Genomic DNA, 17986 nt, shown 5'->3' with positions numbered 1-17986 from the left:
AAGGGGTGCCGGAATTGACGTATGACGTGACCATCCGCCGCTTACAAACAATGGACGAACTGCTTGAGATGCAACAAGTTGAGGAGTCGGTCTGGCAAATGTCCCCCAACCCGGTTCACCAAACATTCACCGCAATGCATAATGGTGGAATCATTCTTGGAGCATTTGACGGGGAAAAAATGATCGGATTTCTGTATAGTTTTGCCGGGTTTGATGGGCAAACCGCCTATCTATGCTCACATATGCTGGGGATTTTACCTGGTTACCAGAGCGGGGGGCTCGGAATGCGAATGAAATTAAAACAATTTGAATTCGCAAAGGAACTGGGCTATCCGATAATCACCTGGACATTTGATCCACTGGAAAGCCTGAACGCCTACCTGAACATCCATAAACTTGGTGCTGCAGGTGCAGCATACCATGTTAACCATTACGGTGAAATGGGTGACAGATTAAATAAAGGACTGCCGACTGACCGGATTCAGATTGAATGGATAACAAGTGAGCAGAAACCCTTACCGGCCACACAGCTTAAATCAGAGCGGATGCTTACAGATGTGAAGGACAACCATATCCCTATTGCGCAAATGTCTCGCTTTACAGAAGATGCCGGCAGCTGGTTTGTCGCTATACCGGGAAATTTTCAAGCACTTAAATCGAAAAATATCACGCTTGCACATGAATGGCGGAAAGTGACGCGAAAAGCATTTCTGCAGCTATTCCAAAACGGATACGCGGCACGCGATGTTTTACGGGATCCTTCCAGAAATATCAGCTATTATGTTTTTACTAAAAAATCCTCAGGGGGTTACTAACATGACAATTGCAATGAAACAGATCAAGGTGCGTAAATTGAAAATGCGGATGAAACACCCATTCACAACAAGCTTCGGCACATTGCAGGACAAGGAATTTTTTGTAACAGAAGTGCTTGATGATGCAGGGAATCACGGTTTTGGCGAGTCTGTTGCGTTCACAAGTCCCTGGTACAATGAAGAGACTGTTCAGACCAATCATCACGTGATGAAAGATTTTTTAATCCCGCTGCTGCGGGAGAATAAGTTGGACCATCCGGATGATGTCCTGGAAGTTTTACGCCCAATCAGAAGGAACAATATGGCCAAATCCGCATTGGAAGGCGCTGTTTGGGATCTTTATGCTAAACAAAAAAACATTCCGCTTGCTGAGGCACTGGGAGGCAAAAAAGCTGAGATAGATGTTGGCATCAGTATTGGTATCCAGCCGACGATTGAAGATCTCCTGAAAACAATTGAGCAACATGTTCAGGAAGGATACAAACGTATCAAGATCAAAATCAAACCAGGCTGGGATTATGATGTGCTGGCGGCAGTGAAAAAACAATTTCCGGACACTCCAATCATGGCAGATGCCAATTCCGCTTATACACTTGACGATATAAACCAGTTGCAGCGACTGGATGGGCTTGATTTGATGATGATCGAACAACCGCTTGCTCATGACGACATTGTAGATCATTCGAAATTACAGGCGGTCATGCGTACCCCGATCTGTCTCGACGAAAGCATTCATTCGCTCGAAGATACGAAAAAGGCTATTCAACTGCAAGCGTGCAGGATCATCAACATAAAAATCGGACGTGTAGGCGGATTGTCTGAGGCAAAACGTATTCACGACTATTGCAGGGACCACGGAATTCCAGTATGGTGCGGCGGTATGCTGGAAGCGGGGATTGGTCGGGCACACAATATTGCCTTAACTTCCCTGTCACAATTTGCACTCCCGGGTGATACAGCAGGGTCTTCACGTTACTGGGAAAAAGATATTATCACACCGGAAGTGATCGTTGAAAATGGCAGAATCACTGTTCCAAAAGGACCCGGCATCGGGTATGACATTGACTGGGATGCACTAAATCAGTTTACCGTCGAAGAGGAAACGTTTAATCTGTAGAGCAGTTTTGGTTTGATTGCGGGGCGGACGACTTGCGAATTCTACTCCTCCTGCTCCCCAAGCTAAAAAAGCGCCCCAAACCATATGGATGGCTGGGACGCTTCTATTTGGCCTTTTTTTATTTTGTGAATTCCTCAGTGAGAACAGTTACGATTTGTTTTTTACGTGAAACAACACCTTTTAGCAATGCTCTGCTGTTTTCATCAAGTGTAACATCAAAAGCATTTCCAACGATTGCCTTTGACTCCCCTGCCGCAAGCACTTCTGAATCATTGTTCAAAATGTCCGTTGCTACAAACAGGAACAAGTCAAGTCCTTTTTCTTCAATCGTTTTTGCGATTTCAGTTTCCAATTCGCCCTGAAGCGCATAAATCTCGTTAATATCAACTGCATTTACCTGAGCAATTTCCACTTTCGCATTGCCCATGGAAAATTCTTTGGCATCCATTGTGATCAGGTCGTTGGCAGTTTTATCACTGATATCCGCTCCGGCCTTCAACATTTCCAAGCCATATGTTTCCAGGTTGACACCGGCAATGTCAGCAAGTTCATATGCTGCGTCAACATCCTGCTTTGTGCAAGTTGGTGATTTCAGTAATAAAGAATCTGAGATAATAGCAGATACAAGCAGTCCGGCGATTTCCTTGGAAACATCCACACCATTTTCCTTGTACATTTTGTTAAGGATTGTTGCCGTACAGCCAACCGGTTCAGCGCGGAAATAAAGTGGTTCCTTCGTTTCGAAATTGGAAACACGGTGATGATCTATAACTTCTGAGATTTTCACCTCATTAATATTATCAACGCTTTGCTGGAATTCGTTATGGTCAACAAGAATTACATCGTTAATATCTGATTCAACTTTTTCAATCATCTGTGGTGCTTTTACTCCGAAGTAATCCAGTGCGTATTGTGTTTCGGCATTAACTTCACCGAGTCGTGCCGGTTCAGCATTTACATCCAGCTTCTTTTTCAAGTCTGCATATGCAAGTGCAGAACAAATCGTATCTGTGTCGGGACTTTTATGTCCGAAAATTAACGTCTTGTCCATGTGTCATTACTCCCTTTTGTCTAGTCATTTCCATGTATAAGATTATCATATATACACGGGTGCTGTGTACTAATTTGCAGTTTTCAATGTTTGAGTCACATTCCAGATTCTATCATAGGCCTTGTAATTGTTCAAAGCGATATCCAGATCATGAAACATCCGGTGCAGATAACGGACTTTTTCCTTGTCCTTCTCATCTTTCACCGCATTGGCCAAGTTTTGTATTCGCTGCAAATCCTGCTTTAATGGTTCATTTTTAACGCTTGGCAGCAATTTTTCCAAGGAAGTCAATATTTGCTTCGCCCGCTCCTGCTGCTGATCCCAATCAAGTGATTCAATGTCACCATAACCGGTTGTATTATTATAAAAATCATGCGTATTCGATACAAATTCCCCGACATCCTGGTGGGATTTGCCAACTGTTTCATTCACTTGATGCACTTTTTCCTTTGTTTCCTTGGAAATTGGTTCCTCCGATCCTGATGCCAGACCATCCAACCATGGTGTACTCCATCCGAACAAATTTAAAAAGAATAGCGTGGAGGCTGCGAGCGACAGCAAGATAACACTGATAATCGACCAGCCATACCGTCCCATCCCAAATTTTTGTTTCTTTTTAGTCAAAGTGCCAACCCCTTATCAAGTATGTTGAATTAAAGATAGCAGGAAGAATTATGTAATGTGCCTTTCTATTATTTTCGATAAGCAGGCTGACAATTCCTTTATTTATTTACAAATCAATACATTACACTTATAGTTATTTCAGAATAGAAAGGGTTTTTGTATGAAAAAAGTTATTGTAATCGGTGCAGGCATACTTGGAGCCTCCACTGCATATCAGCTGGCAAAGGCTGGTGCGGAGGTAATTATTGCCGATCGAATGGATGCTGGTCAAGCAACGGATGCCGCGGCAGGAATAGTTGCCCCGTGGCTGTCGAAACGGAGGAATAAATCATGGTACAAGCTGGCAAAGGGCGGTGCCCGGATTTATCAGGATTTGGTTGAAGGCCTTGCTGCTGATGGTGAAACCGAAACAGGTTATTCCAGAGTAGGTGCACTGAATCTTCACACTAATATGGACAAGCTATCGGCCTTAAAACAACATGCCATAAATCGTCGGGAAGATGCACCCGAAATTGGTGAACTGACGTTACTGGATCAAAACGAGACAAAAAATATGTTTCCCCTGTTGTCTGATGGCTACAGTGCGTTACATGTGAGTGGTGCAGCGCGTGTGGACGGACGTGCACTGCGAAATGCCCTGCTGCGCGGCGCTGAGAAGCATGGGGCACGGGTCATTCATGGCGATGCTTCACTCTTGTATGAGAATTCGGATATCAATGGCATTAACATCAATAATGAGACTATTTTTGCGGATACGGTTATTGCAGCAACAGGCGCATGGACGCCCCAATTGCTGCAGCCGCTCGGTATCCAATTCGATATTCGTCCACAGCGTGCACAAATCGTTCACTTGCAAATGCCGGATACTTCCCCGGAAAATTGGCCCGTCGTCAAGCCGCCATTTAATCAATACATGCTCACATTTTCCGACCGGATCGTCGTTGGCGCAACCCAGGAAAATCATGTCGGTTTCGACAGACGTGTTACAGCGGGAGGTTTGCAATGGATTTTGAATCATGCGATTGAAATGGCACCGGAACTGGCAAAAGCTACCGTTTTGGAAACCCGCGTCGGATTCCGGCCCATGACACCTGAATCTGTTCCCGTTATTGGCGCTGTTCCCGGTTTAAACGGGTTGCTTCATGCAAATGGATTAGGTTCATCCGGCCTGACAATGGGACCATATGTCGGAAAACAACTGGCAAATCTTGCGCTTGGAAATGAACTGGATATTGATTTGGAAAACTACGATATGTCCAGACTCATCCGCTAATTTTGAACAAACTTTGTCCATCCCGATGACTGTATTTACAGGATGTAACGGGTTTGCTAACCTAAAAGTAAGGAAACTGAAGGGGATGACGGATGTGGGCGGCAGAAAATTTGTCTTATTGCTTGTCGCTGTGATGATTATACTCATTGCTGTGGTCTGGTTCACCTTAAAAAGTGTGATGGTGAACTACGATGTGGATCGCGATACATCACAGCCGGCGCACAAAACTGAGATGCAAACAGCACAACTGTAACTATATAATGCCCGGGGTGCAATTCATTGTCCCCGGGCATCTTCATCACTTGGCACGCGATTGCAGATTTTGTGTATGTCTTGTATCAAGGTGTTTGATGTAGCGGTCGATTTTTAAAAACGTAAATTGAAAAATTGGACTCTGCACGAATGTAAAAATAAAGGTAAAGATGAAAACCGGGCCGCCAAGAACGAGTCCCAACAACAGCACAAGACTTTCTGTAATAATCCGCACTCTGCCAATTGGTGCATGAAACCGATCCGCCATTGAAAGCATAAAGCCATCGCGCGGTCCGGAGCCAAGTCTCGCAGCATTATACATGCCGCCGCCTATTCCCATAATAATAATTCCGGTCAGCATAAACATGACATCTATCCAAGTAGGGGTGGCTTTAGGGAGCAAATCCAGCCACAAAAAAAGGTCCACAAACATCCCGACCATAAACGCATTCAAAAACGTTCCAAGTTTAATATAACTTTTATCAAGAATCCACGAGATAACAATAAGCGTAAGCCCGCAAATTATATTCCATGTACCAATAGACAACCCGAATTTTTCATAAAGCCCAACATTTAATACATCCCAAGGGTGGATCCCCAGATGCTGCACATGAATCGCAACCGAAATTCCAAAACTGAACGATATTAGTCCCACAACAAAAAAAGCCACTCGAACCGCAGCAACCAATTTCCTCACCCTGCCTTCATTTCTTTTTCTATACATATAGTGCAACAGGCATTAGGAATGTGCAAGATTTCTGTTTTGGCAGGCTGTTGTTATTGGCAGGAGGATAAATTTTTGGTGAAGGTCGATAACCTTGGTAGAAGGTTGATTTCCCGTTCGTGAGGGTCGATTTCTCATTCATGAGGGTTGATTCTCCGTTCATGAAGGTCGATTTTCCATTCATGAGGGTTGATTTTCCATTCATGAGGGTCGATTTCTCATTCTGGAGGTTGATTTTTCTCTTATCCCCTCCCCCAGCATGTGAATCCAAAGCTTTAAATCTCCAAGAATACATCCAGCAACTACGGCAAATAATGATAAACAGGAGGTGTAGTCATTGCCTAATCCTTTTGAGGCTGCAATCAAGCTGTTGAAAACAATGGTTGACGATGAACCAAAACCGCCGCTGCATGTAGGTGAAACATATTACTGCTGGCTTTACACCGCGACAATGAATGAGGCCCAAAATTATATGCTTACAGCTTTAAATACAACAACTGATGATGAATTACTTAAAGTTTTAAAAAAGAGTTCGGAACAATGTAAATCACAGGCCAAACAGATGGAGGATTTTTTGAAAAAGGAGGGTGCACCTATACCCACAGTGGCGGAGAGCAAGCCCAACTCAAACCCGAAAGATGTGCCGTTAGGTGTGAAATTAACCGACGGAGAAATTGCCAATGGAATTTCCGTAAAAACTGCCTATGCTGTTAGTTTATCCGCAACTGCTGCGGCCCAGGCAATCAGAACGGATGTGTCTATTATCTTTTCCGAATTTCTTGCTGAGAAGTCATTGTTCGGTGCGGAAATGAAAGTATTAATGCGGAAACGCGGATGGATCAAAGTACCACCGTATTATTATCCACCCGGAATGCCGCAAAAATAAATGCTGAACGAAAGAAACTGAGCCCTCATCAGGCTCAGTTTTTCCGTTTTTTTCGAAATACCATATACTTGATCATAAAAAAGCTTGCCAAAAAAGACAAAAACATTGCCAATCCTTTAGCGATGTTGTACCGAAGCCAATTTGGAACATCAATAATTTCCATTAGGTTATTTGCTCCGATAAACACCAGATTGTTCACACCGAGGCTAATAATTGCCTGGATAATAAACAAAACCCGCTGCCGGTTGCTCCCCTTAGCTGCATGCTGGAAGGTGAATCTGGCATTCCAGAAATAACTGTTGGCGATGGCCAATGTATATGCAATGGTATTATACAAAATCAGCATGGCTTTTTCATCCGTATAGAATAGGATGAGCAGCAGGTTTAGAATTCCAATATCAATCAATGCATTGGAAACTCCGATCACACTGAATTGCATAAATTGAAATGGGCCGCTTTTCCGTTTCTGTTTGGTCATAGGAATCTCGATTACATTACCTTTCTTTTTTGGGTTTTCGCCAGTTCCTTGTAATAATCAAGCACCTGTCGTGACTGATTGTCCCAGCCTAATTCGGCAATATCTTCATGTGCTGCCTTGGCCAGACGTTTCCGCAACGTTTCATCCTCAAATTTCAGAACTGTTTCAGTAAAATCACCGGCTTTAGCTGAATCATACAACAGACCTGTATGATTATCACGAATCTGCTCACAGGTAGGACCGCTTTCGGCCGCAACAAGCGGCAGTCCCGACGCCATAGCTTCCGTTATGACCAGACCAAGCGTTTCTGTTGTGGAAGGAAAAACGAACACATCAGAAGACGCGTATGCTTTGGCAAGTTCCTCACCGTGCAGTAATCCTGTGAACACCGTATTCGTTCCTTTAAAATGACTTTCCAGTGTTTTGCGATGCGGACCATCACCAACAATTGCCAGCACAAAATCATCGGAGCGCTTCAAAACAGATTGGATTTTTTCAATTTCCTTCTCGGCTGCAAGTCTGCCGACATACAATAATAATCGTTTCTCAGGCTGGTTATTTGTTAGTTTGTCCCGCATTTCTTTATGATATTTATTCGGATGAAATAATTCGGTATCCACGCCGCGTTTCCAAACATGAACACGTTCAATGCCATGCTGTTCAAGTTCATTTTTTACCGTATTGGACGTACAGAGATTCAAATCTGCCTTATTGTGCAGCTTCCGGAAATACCACCAGATCAAAGGCTTAAATGGGGAAAGCTTGTAGTAGTCCAAATACTTTGCCACATTTGTATGATAGGAAGCAATCATCGGATACCCCAGTTTATCAGCATAGTAAACACCGGATGCTCCAAGAATTGCCGGATTAACGACATGTACAACATCCGGGTTAAAGTTCAGCAGCAGATCTTTTACATTCCGGTTCGGCAGTGAAAACTTTTTAGACCGGTAAAAAGGCAGTGTCGTTGCAGGAAGCCCATCAATTTGTGCCCCCTCAAACTCATACACGCCAAGGTCCGGCGCAATAACACGGACCTCGTGCCCTTCCCGTAAAAAGTATCGGATGCAAGCCTTCAGCCGTGTAACAACACCATCTGTTGAAGGCAGAAATGTCTCGGTTATGATAGCAATTTTCAATGATGACACGTCCTTATTTTACTTCCAGGTTACTTGCGGCAATACATTCTTCTTAATCACACGTTCTTTGTGATTCTTGACTGTTTTGATAATATCCCGAATCACTTCTTCCGTCAGCAGGTTCGGTTCAAGTCCAAGGTCCTGCAGTTTCGTATTTTCTGCATGGAAAAAGTGCTCTTCCGACTCAACCCGTGGATTTTCCAGGTGGGCAATCTCCGTCTCAAGCCCTTCTTTTTGTGCAGCATTTACAACCATGTTTGCCAAATCCTTTACGGAAAATTCCTCAGTAAACTGATTGAATACCTGGAATTCGCCATTCTTTGGCGGGTTCTCTGCTGCAATTTCAATACAGCGAACTGTATCTTTAATATTAAGAAATCCGCGGGTCTGTCCGCCTTTTCCATAAACTGTCAGATCATGACCAATTGTTGATTGGATGATAAAACGATTCAAAGCTGTGCCAAATACACCGTCATAGTCAAGCCGATTTGTTAAAACAGGATCCATCTTTGTCTCGTCCGTTTCGAGTCCATATACAACCCCCTGATTTAAGTCGGTTGCCTTTATGCCCCAGATTTTACAGGCAAACGTAATATTATGGCTGTCATGCACTTTGGACAAATGATAGAATGAACCAGGCTGTTTCGGGAACGGTAATACATCCTTCCGTCCTTTATGCTCAATTTCAATATACCCTTCTTCAATCGGAATATTCGGTGTGCCATATTCCCCCATCGTCCCCAGTTTGATGAGATGACACTCCGGAACAATTTCCTTAATACCGTACAGCACATTCAGCGTACCGGCTACATTATTGGTTTGGGTAAATACTGCATGTTCACGATCAATCATGGAATAAGGCGCTGAGCGCTGTTCTGCAAAATGCGCGAATGCATCAGGCTGCTCTTTCTTTAAAATTTCCCGCAAAAAATCGTAATGGTTCAAATCGCCATTGTAAACACGGATTTCTTTTCCGGTCAGCTCTTTCCATTTTGCTGTCCGTTCTTCAAGTGTGGCAATGGGAGTAAGTGAATTGGAATGCAGTTCATTATCCCACTCTCTCCTTGCCATATTGTCAATAATAGCTATATCATGACCTTTTTTTGATAAATAAAGGGCGGTCGGCCACCCACAAAAGCCATCTCCGCCGGCTACAATTATTTTCACGTCATTACCTCCAATTATTACATCAGCTATACTTGGCAATCATGCCTAAATACCACAATTGCATATCTATTCAACCTAAAATTTATCATTATATGTATCATTTTACAAATGATGTACTGCACCACTTGTATTCCACCCGCAAAATTTAGTTGTTACTCATAAATTCGTTTACACCATTTTTGTTCTGGGGGTAACTTAGTCATCCGCTCCTATCACGTAATTACTGCTAAAAAAAGAGACCCTTGACAGGCCCCCACACTAAAAAAACATGCCCGCAATGCAGACATGCTCCACTCTTTCTATGTCATCCACCATTTTTCACCTTTCGAATCAGTCGCTCCGAACGGTCACAATAACTGCAAACAACTTGTGCAACTGATTTAGCGGCAATCAGCAGTGCATCTTCATCAATATCAAATTTTGGATGATGATTGAAATAGGCATTCTCAATTCCTTTTGGTTTACAGCCGATAAAGAAGAAACAGCCCGGTATTTTTTCACCATAATAGGAAAAGTCTTCTGATCCGGAGAACGTTGGAAATTCTATAACATTTTTCTGGTCATGGAGTTCTTCCAGACTTGCCCTTACGTCTGCTGTGATTTTCGGGTCATTGTAAAGCGGCGGATAATCACTTGTGTATGTGAGTTCACAAACAACGCCGAACTCTGCTTCGATTCCTTTTACAATGCGGTGGATTTCCCGATCAATTACTTGTTGGGTTTTCGCATTCATATAACGTACGTCTCCCTCAAGTTCAACACTGTCTTTTATTACATTGAAAGAGCCTTTTCCATCAAATGAGCCAATTGTAACAACACCCATTTCAAACGGATTTAATCGGCGGCTGATAACCGTTTGAGCTGCGGTAACGAAGTGGGAAGCAGCAACAATCGGATCATTGGCCATATGGGGAGAAGATCCATGTCCGCCTGCACCCTTTACGGTTAGTTTAAAATAAGTTCTTCCCGCCATTGCATAACCACTGCGATACCCGACAACACCCACTGGATCTGTCGGAAACAGATGAATGCCGTAAATAGCATCCAAATCATCTAACACTCCGGTTTCAACAATACTTTTTGCCCCGCCTGGCGGTGTCTCTTCCGCATGTTGGTGAACTATTTTTATCGTTCCGGCAATTTCAGCCTTTAATTGGATCAGGCAATCGGCAAGAATTAATAAATACGCCGTATGCCCATCATGCCCGCATGCATGCATGACTCCTTCATTTTTTGATTTAAATGGGACCTCCGTTTCCTCGTTAATTGGCAATGCATCGAAATCCGCCCGCAGACCAATTGTTTTTCCAGGCTTGTCCCCTTTAATGGTCACGATAATTCCATAGCCATTTCCAACATTTGTGTTTGGACCCCAACATCTTTTCCTTTATAAAAGTCTGCAATATACTGCGCTGTTTTTTCCTCTTTAAATGACAACTCCGGATTTTCGTGAAGATAACGGCGAATTTGAATCATTTCATCTTTACGGGATTCCAACATTTTCATTAATTTATTTTTCATGTATACCTCTCTCCTCTTCTCTTGTTTTACTGTGCGGGATTTGCTTCCTCAGTTCCCGAAAACCTTTTTTCTTTACTAATGGTAAAAGCGGCAATCATCGATAATACACCCCCGCCTATTAAAAACCAGAAAGCAGCATTGTACGTTCCAAAGCCATCAATTAATACGCCCATTGCAAGCGGCGCCAAAAACCCGGCAATTTGACCGCCCATATTCACAAAACCCATTGCTGAACCAATAACCTTCTTGGGAAGTAATTTGTGCGGCAATGAAAAGGTCGTTACGATAGCTGTCGATACAAATGTCATACTTAATATATAAAACATGATAACACTGGTGACAGAAGATGATGTAAACATGAAATATAAACAAATGGAAGTTAAAATCATCCCGATACCGGTGAAATATTTTTCCTGGCCGTAGAAATATTTCGTTAACAACCAACCTCCCGCTATAACAGCGATCCCTGATGCAAATGCTGGCAATGCGGCGACAATTGTTATTGAAAGAATCTCCATCCCGCGTACATCAACCAGGTATGTAGGCATCCAGCCGGCAAGTCCCCAAAGAACAACATCTGCTCCAAACCACATCAAAACTATTTTCCATAAAGTGGCATTTTTTAATAATGTTTTCATCGGAACTTTAACTGCTTTGTTCAAATTGTCCTGTTCCTCTTCTGATTCTTTTGGCGGGCGAATGTAAATCCAAAATAAAATCGCCATAACAATCCCGACCAAACCAATCACGATAAACATTGTCCGCCAGCCCATTAACACCATCATCGGTGCTGCAACGAGCGGCCCGAGCGCGAGTCCGAAACTATTGGAAGACATCATGGTAGATGAAGCTTTTGCCCGTTCCTTTTTCGGGAAAAAGTCTGCAATGGCCTTCTGACTTGAGGCAGGGTAACCACCTTCCCCAATGCCAAACAGAAATCTTATAATCAATAATGAAATCAATGACCAGGCTAAACCGCTTAACACAGTAAAAAAAGACCAGGCAACAATGGAACCTATCAAAATTTTCCTTGACCCGAATTTATCACTTAACCAGCCGCCGGGAATTTGCATCAGCGCATACCCTGCAAAAAAGCTGCTGATCACAGCACCGATGGCAGTGGGTTCCAAGTTGAAATCGCCGGCAATTGCGACTACTGCGACACTCATTACCATACGATCAAGGTAGTCCAGAAGCCACCCGGCAAACAATAATGATAATATAAAGTTTTTACTTGATTTTAATTTGGAAACGATATTCCCCACTCCCTCCAAGTTTTTTCTTCAGAGCATCATTTTTTGATAGATGATACGCCATAAATCCAAATAAAGGTTTATGGCGTACCACACGAGTAATATTAATCTATTGATCAAAAAGTCCCGGCAGATATAATGATAGACTTGGAATATAGGCTACCATCAGCAATACAACAATCATGACTGCGTAGAATGGCAGCATTCCTTTCGATGCCTTTTCGATTGGTATTCTTCCGATTGCCGAACCTACAAAAAGCACCGAACCAACTGGCGGTGTAACCAGTCCAATTCCAAGAGCTAAAATCAGTACCACACCAAAATGAACCGGGTCCATTCCTGCAGTTTGCGCCACAGGCAATAATATTGGAGTTGCGATTAGAATTAATGGTGCCATATCCATAACCATGCCAAGCAGCAACAGAATAATCAGTATCAAAAGAACGGTTACAGCAGCATTTGGAGAAATGCTTAATAATGTTTCTGATACCATGGCAGGAACTTGTAATATTGCAAGCAGCCAGCCAAAAGCTGACGAGGCACCGATTAAAAACAGTACCATTGCCAGTGTTTTGAAAGTGCGTTGTAAAATAACTCCCATTCTCGTAATGGGGATTTCCCTGTAAACGAAAAACGTAATTAAAAAGGCATATAGTGTCCCAATCGCAGCAGACTCTGTGGCAGTGAATATACCACTGAGAATACCGCCCATAATAATGACAATGGTTAATAGACCCAACAAACCGTCAAGAACGATTTTAGGTATATCCGCTTTTTTCACTGGTTCACCTTTCGGATAATTACGTTTAACGGCCATCATGTATGTTAAAATCATGATTCCTATACCGAGTAAAATTCCTGGGCCAAGTCCCCCCATGAAGAGCGCCCCGACCGATACACCCCCAGCAGCCGTTGAATAGATAATCATATTATGGCTCGGCGGAATCATGACACCTTGAGTTGAACTTGAGATAGTAACCGAAACAGAATAATCCGAATCATACCCTTGTTTTTTCATCATTGGAATTAAGACAGACCCAAGCGATGAGGTATCTGCGAGTGAAGATCCCGAAATACCACCAAAAAAGGTACTTGCCAGCACGTTTACCATCGCAATGCCGCCTCTGATTTTTCCAATTATAACATTCGCAAGATTTATTAACCTGCGCGAAATTCCTCCTTCATTCATAATTTCACCAGCAAGTATGAAGAAAGGTATTGCCAGTAAAGAGAACGAATTCAGTCCCCCAACCATGCGCTGCAAGATTGCCTGCGGTTCGAAACCCATGTACAGTCCCGTAACTAAAGCAGATACAATAAGACATAAGGCAATTGGAATTCTAAAGACGAGAAGCAGTATAAAACTGCCGATTAAAACAAATACATCCACTTTCTCACCCCTCTGTTACATCTGTTAAATCCTGATGCATTCCTTTTTTAAATAAAAGCTCGATTCCATTAATTACGACGAAAAATCCTGATACAGGTATTGCTGCATATAAAACACTGGAAGGGAGGCCAGAGCCTGGCATAGTTGATTTTCCCGTCAGCATCGTAAATTGCCAGCCATAATAAATCATGAGGATTCCTAACCCGATTACGATTATTTTTGCCAGAACATCAAAGATATCCTGAATGATTTCCGGCATCATATTAACGATGAGACCTAATGCAATATGCAGTTTTTCCTTAAACCCGTATGCAATCCCGAGAAAACTGACCCAAACAAAGAGTACCCGCGATATCTCGGATGACCAGGAAGGTGTATAGCTGAAAAATTCCCTTGAAAACACTTGTATAATAATTAAAACAACCATTGCTGCGAGCATGGCCAAAGCAGCTATCAACAGCAGCCGGTCAAGACCTTTCTTTACGATTTGTAATAGTTTCATAGAAGCAGCCTCCTTGAAAAACTTGGACAAATTTACCAAGTCAGATTTGCGAATACAGTAAGAATGACTTTCTTAACTGCAGCCAAAAATAATGTGGAAGTGAGGTTCCCCCCACTTCCTCCCTGAATCATTTCTCTATTTTGTTAATTTATCAATCCATTTACCATATTTATCTCCGTATTTATCGTAGACTGGCTGTACAGCCTCTCTCCATTTGGAAGGATCCTTAACCTCAATAATTTTGCTGCCGGCTTTTTTAACTTTAGCTTTGGATTCTTCCACAAGATCCTTCCATGCTTCACGCTGAACTTTTACCGATTCCAGCGCTGCTTCCCTGAATGCTTTCTTATCTTCTTTACTTAATTTATCCCATAATGATTGGGAAGCCATTAACACTTCCGGTACACCTTGATAACCCAAGTTCGTAAAATACTTTGCCACTTCATAATGATTGGCGGTGTAGTAGCTTGGAAAATTATTTTCTCCTCCATCAATGACACCGGTTTGCATGGCTGAGTACACTTCACCATATTCCATCGGAGTTGCGGAAGCACCTAATGCCTCTACAACATCAATCGCGATTTCAGAGTTTTGAACACGAAGTTTAAGTCCTTTCATGTCCTCCACCGTCTTAATCGGACGAACAGAATTATAAAATTTTCGTTCACCAGAATCATAGAATGCCAGTCCAACCAAATTAGAGCCATCCAATGTGCCTAAAAGTTCCTGACCCGCTTCACCATTCAGCTTTTTCCATTTTTGTTTCTCATTTTCAAACAGAAACGGCATGGATAGCACGCCGATTTCTTCGGAGAACTCCGCCAATGGAACTGCATTAACACGTGCTAAATCAATCGACCCTAGCTGCACCTGCTCGATTACACTCTTTTCTTCACCCAGTTGACCGCCTGCATACACTTTTACCTTATAACGTCCATCTGTCTTCTTCTCCACTAATTCAGCAAATTTCTTTGCTCCAATTGTGGTGGGATAATCTTCCGGCTGGTTTTCTGCCAATCGCAATACAGTTGTGTCCTCAGAATCGCCTGATTCACCTGAAGCTCCTTCACTGGAACCGCCTCCACAAGCTGCCAAAACAACTGCCGCAAAAATTAAAACTGAAAAAAGTGCTGCCAAATTTTTACGCATTCTAATTTCCCCTTTCAATTATTTGTTTACTAAACAAACTAATTATTCCTAAACGTATTATAATTGTAAGCGCTTAATAAATCAAGTGCTTTTTTGGAATTGTTGAAAACTTAAAAACAAATCCATATCTTTACAGATTCCGAACGCACTATTTGTATGGGTAAAATTCAACACTAAGGTAAAACTAAGGAAAAAATCGGAAAGGTATGTATTATGGGACTTGATATCACGTGGATTGATTTTACGATGTTGATACTTGCCAGCTATCGGCTGACACATTTAATTGTGTTCGATAAAATAACCGAATTCATCCGCAAACCCTTTTTAACAACCAAAAAAATCTCACCAACAGAAACGAAAAAAGTTCCAAAATCAACGTTCGGTTACCTTCTGACTTGCTATTGGTGTACCGGTGTTTGGAGCGCGATTTTTCTGGGACTGACCTGCCTTTGGATTCCCGATATCGCTAAATATATTATCTTTATCCTTGCCATTGCAGGCGGACAGGCAATCCTCGAGTCATTTGTCGGTGTAAATATAAAACGAACGGCATTGTATGCTGAGGAAACAGAAGAAATGAAATAGATAGTCTAACAGTGGTTGCTGTTACTACACACAGAAACGCCCGGAACTGATCATGTTGTCAGCCTGCCGGGCGGTACAGTGCAGTTTATTCATTAATTTCCTGAACATCAAAGGAAATGATTCGCTCGGTGACTGCATTATAGATAACAGTTCCGCGGACTTTCAAGCGTTCCTGAGGCGACTCCAGGACATACTCATATGTTTCTTTCACCTTATTGCCGGCCAAATGTGTTTCTCCGGTTTTATCGTATTCCAATATATCGTAGTTCGGATACCCAATCTGTACAACTTCAAGCAGATATTTCCCCCATTCCTGGCCTTCAAGCTCAGGAGACGGAGTAATTTCCACACTGATAACCCCTTGCGCCGGATTCGCACCTAATGCGGTAAAAGCCCGTTTTTGCAAGTTAATCCGATTTGGCGGGGCACCAGGGACTACATCAACAACCGTTACGATCACCTCACGCTGCGGGATGGCGGGATTCGTTATTTTTAATGTCTGACCGCATTGATAAGGTGATTCCGGACTGACTGCGACTGTCATATATTCATTTGCTGACCATGGAATACCGCATTTCGAAACCGGACCGCCTTCTGTCCAGGTTGCCTGCCCGCGTATTGTCTGCTGCCGATACGGATTAATCGGATAAGGCTGCGGGTACCCGTGGAAAGGCATTCGATATTGGGGACCATTTGCATACCAATTCATCGTTCGCTTCCCTCCTGTCTGGTTATTTACCCTGCTTATAAACTATGCATACAGGAGGTTGGACTGTGATAATGGTTTCGTATGTTGATTTGAGAATTAGATAGATAGCGCCAATTCCATATGCACCAGTCCATTATTTCGATTTAACCCGAAAAATATTCTTCATCCAGAATCGAATACATCATTAAATTCCAGTGTCTTCCTTTAGCAAACATCGCCTTCCGAAGTGTTCCCTCATAAGTCATGCCAACCTTTTTCATAACTTTTTCAGAACCAAGATTTTCGGTAAAACATCTGGCCTGAATCCGAACAAGTGCCATTTCCCGGAATCCAAAATCAAGCACCCTGTCAACCGCCTCTGACATTAGCTCCCTTCCCCAGTAACGCTCTGAAAGTACATATCCCAACTCACCTGTTTTATGCTTCGGCATCCAAGAAACAAAATTGATTGTTCCAATAAGCTTGTTGTTTTCTTTTAAAACGATTCCCCAAAATGGAGGCTCACCGGATTCATACCCCGCCAGAACAATATCCGCAAACTTTTTCGTGTCATCAGTGGATTGGTGTGCTGGCCATGATACATATCTGGAAACATTGTCACTTGATCCATATTCATTCATTTCCGCAATATCATCGAGACTGATTTTCCTAAGTAACAGCCGCTCCGTTTCCAATTTCGGTACACCTAAAATAATTGACTTGTCCATACAATCTCCCTTCCCCAATCTTTTTTTACAATTGATTTAAAAAAACAGGCATCCAAATAAAATCATTCAGATGCCTGTTTCCATTTAGAAAGATTCCACAAAATCGACAAATGCCTTTACTTTATTGTCAAGGAATTCCAGGGTGTCTTTGTCTGCCAGTTTTCCACCGTCAAATTTCTGTCCGGCAAAATTAATCAATACCTCATTTCCACCCGGTGCAAGGACATTTGCCTGGATCCCAGGTGCTGACAATATTTGACGGAGATGCAATTGGGCACGCAATGTCCCTGCTGTACCGGGAGTCACACCAACGACCATTACCGGCTTGCCAATCAATACCTTATCAACCCTTGATGTCCAATCCAGTGCATTTTTCAATACGCCGGGGACAGACCAGTTATATTCAGGTGTTACAATCAAAACACCATCCGCATTTTTGATGGAATCTTTAAAATACTGCACAATCTGCGGAGGATTATGTTCCTCATCCTGCGCAAAAAACGGCAGTGAACCGATATCGGCAATGTTAATGTTTAACTTATCACTGTACCGTTCCTGCATAGTTTTAGCAAGCTGCATATTGTACGAATCTTTTCGAATACTTCCTACGAGTGCTGTAATGTTCATCGATACACCCACCTCCT

19 protein-coding genes and 1 pseudogene are annotated in these 17986 nt (G+C 42.7%); 6 read left to right on the top strand and 14 right to left on the bottom strand.

Annotation, left to right across the window (positions count from 1 at the left end):
- The first annotated feature begins 14 nt into the window (after positions 1 to 14).
- Together B1K71_RS03780 and menC are read left to right on the top strand one after the other, a co-directional pair.
- The gene (locus B1K71_RS03780) at positions 15 to 815 is read left to right on the top strand and encodes a GNAT family N-acetyltransferase (protein WP_077324676.1); all 801 of its coding nucleotides are present in this window, start codon (positions 15 to 17) and stop codon (positions 813 to 815) included.
- Between the two features lies 1 nt (position 816).
- On the top strand, positions 817 to 1932 hold the full coding sequence (gene menC / locus B1K71_RS03775) for an o-succinylbenzoate synthase (RefSeq protein ID WP_175631823.1): 1116 nt from the start codon (positions 817 to 819) through the stop codon (positions 1930 to 1932).
- 118 nt (positions 1933 to 2050) lie between these two features.
- On the opposite strand, the gene B1K71_RS03770 is transcribed toward menC, so the two are convergent.
- Positions 2051 to 2983, bottom strand: a complete 933-nt coding sequence (locus tag B1K71_RS03770; protein WP_077324675.1) for a manganese-dependent inorganic pyrophosphatase — start codon at positions 2981 to 2983, stop codon at positions 2051 to 2053.
- Positions 2984 to 3052: 69 nt separating this feature from the next.
- Complete coding sequence (locus B1K71_RS03765) at positions 3053 to 3607, bottom strand: hypothetical protein (RefSeq protein ID WP_077324674.1); 555 nt, start codon at positions 3605 to 3607, stop codon at positions 3053 to 3055.
- Between the two features lie 160 nt (positions 3608 to 3767).
- Between B1K71_RS03765 and B1K71_RS03760 the strand changes: the two genes are divergently transcribed.
- Both B1K71_RS03760 and B1K71_RS19800 read left to right on the top strand, forming a co-directional pair.
- Positions 3768 to 4880: an NAD(P)/FAD-dependent oxidoreductase gene (locus B1K71_RS03760; RefSeq protein ID WP_077324673.1), complete on the top strand. Its 1113-nt coding sequence runs from the start codon at positions 3768 to 3770 to the stop codon at positions 4878 to 4880.
- Between the two features lie 85 nt (positions 4881 to 4965).
- A complete protein-coding gene (locus tag B1K71_RS19800) occupies positions 4966 to 5133 on the top strand; it encodes a hypothetical protein (RefSeq protein WP_175631822.1) in 168 nt (55 codons plus the stop codon).
- Positions 5134 to 5178: 45 nt separating this feature from the next.
- On the opposite strand, the gene B1K71_RS03755 is transcribed toward B1K71_RS19800, so the two are convergent.
- Positions 5179 to 5820: a YczE/YyaS/YitT family protein gene (locus B1K71_RS03755; RefSeq protein WP_077324672.1), complete on the bottom strand. Its 642-nt coding sequence runs from the start codon at positions 5818 to 5820 to the stop codon at positions 5179 to 5181.
- Between the two features lie 373 nt (positions 5821 to 6193).
- Between B1K71_RS03755 and B1K71_RS03745 the strand changes: the two genes are divergently transcribed.
- The gene (locus tag B1K71_RS03745) at positions 6194 to 6742 is read left to right on the top strand and encodes a DUF3231 family protein (protein ID WP_245799146.1); all 549 of its coding nucleotides are present in this window, start codon (positions 6194 to 6196) and stop codon (positions 6740 to 6742) included.
- 34 nt (positions 6743 to 6776) lie between these two features.
- Here B1K71_RS03745 and B1K71_RS03740 read toward each other — a convergent pair whose 3' ends face one another.
- From B1K71_RS03740 to B1K71_RS03705, 8 genes and pseudogenes are all read right to left on the bottom strand, one after another.
- Entirely contained in the window at positions 6777 to 7220 is a 444-nt protein-coding gene (locus B1K71_RS03740; RefSeq protein WP_077324670.1) for a GtrA family protein, read from the bottom strand.
- An 11-nt stretch (positions 7221 to 7231) separates the two neighbouring features.
- Positions 7232 to 8359: a glycosyltransferase family 4 protein gene (locus B1K71_RS03735; RefSeq protein ID WP_077324669.1), complete on the bottom strand. Its 1128-nt coding sequence runs from the start codon at positions 8357 to 8359 to the stop codon at positions 7232 to 7234.
- An 18-nt stretch (positions 8360 to 8377) separates the two neighbouring features.
- Entirely contained in the window at positions 8378 to 9526 is a 1149-nt protein-coding gene (locus tag B1K71_RS03730) for an NAD-dependent epimerase/dehydratase family protein (protein ID WP_077324668.1), read from the bottom strand.
- Positions 9527 to 9830: 304 nt separating this feature from the next.
- A pseudogene (locus B1K71_RS03725) lies at positions 9831 to 11047 on the bottom strand (M20 family metallopeptidase).
- Between the two features lie 26 nt (positions 11048 to 11073).
- Positions 11074 to 12312: an MFS transporter gene (locus tag B1K71_RS03720; protein WP_245799144.1), complete on the bottom strand. Its 1239-nt coding sequence runs from the start codon at positions 12310 to 12312 to the stop codon at positions 11074 to 11076.
- Between the two features lie 97 nt (positions 12313 to 12409).
- Positions 12410 to 13690 carry a TRAP transporter large permease gene (locus B1K71_RS03715; protein ID WP_077324667.1) on the bottom strand — a complete coding sequence of 427 codons (1281 nt, stop codon included), beginning with the start codon at positions 13688 to 13690 and terminating at the stop codon, positions 12410 to 12412.
- 4 nt (positions 13691 to 13694) lie between these two features.
- Positions 13695 to 14192 (bottom strand): TRAP transporter small permease, encoded by a 498-nt coding sequence (locus tag B1K71_RS03710; RefSeq protein WP_077324666.1) that lies wholly within the window; start codon positions 14190 to 14192, stop codon positions 13695 to 13697.
- A 135-nt stretch (positions 14193 to 14327) separates the two neighbouring features.
- Entirely contained in the window at positions 14328 to 15341 is a 1014-nt protein-coding gene (locus tag B1K71_RS03705) for a TRAP transporter substrate-binding protein (RefSeq protein ID WP_077324665.1), read from the bottom strand.
- A 213-nt stretch (positions 15342 to 15554) separates the two neighbouring features.
- Between B1K71_RS03705 and B1K71_RS03700 the strand changes: the two genes are divergently transcribed.
- Entirely contained in the window at positions 15555 to 15926 is a 372-nt protein-coding gene (locus B1K71_RS03700; RefSeq protein WP_077324664.1) for a DUF1360 domain-containing protein, read from the top strand.
- 85 nt (positions 15927 to 16011) lie between these two features.
- Here the strand turns inward: B1K71_RS03700 and B1K71_RS03695 are convergent, their stop codons facing one another.
- From B1K71_RS03695 to B1K71_RS03685, 3 genes are all read right to left on the bottom strand, one after another.
- A complete protein-coding gene (locus tag B1K71_RS03695; RefSeq protein WP_245799142.1) occupies positions 16012 to 16635 on the bottom strand; it encodes a DUF3889 domain-containing protein in 624 nt (207 codons plus the stop codon).
- Positions 16636 to 16778: 143 nt separating this feature from the next.
- Positions 16779 to 17342 carry a GNAT family N-acetyltransferase gene (locus B1K71_RS03690; RefSeq protein WP_077324663.1) on the bottom strand — a complete coding sequence of 188 codons (564 nt, stop codon included), beginning with the start codon at positions 17340 to 17342 and terminating at the stop codon, positions 16779 to 16781.
- Positions 17343 to 17426: 84 nt separating this feature from the next.
- Positions 17427 to 17969: an NADPH-dependent FMN reductase gene (locus B1K71_RS03685; RefSeq protein ID WP_077324662.1), complete on the bottom strand. Its 543-nt coding sequence runs from the start codon at positions 17967 to 17969 to the stop codon at positions 17427 to 17429.
- Between the last annotated feature and the right edge of the window lie 17 nt (positions 17970 to 17986).

Source organism: Virgibacillus siamensis, from assembly GCF_900162695.1.
GTDB classification, from domain to species: domain Bacteria; phylum Bacillota; class Bacilli; order Bacillales; family Amphibacillaceae; genus Lentibacillus; species Lentibacillus siamensis_A.
This window is presented reverse-complemented; position numbering and strand designations above follow the sequence as displayed.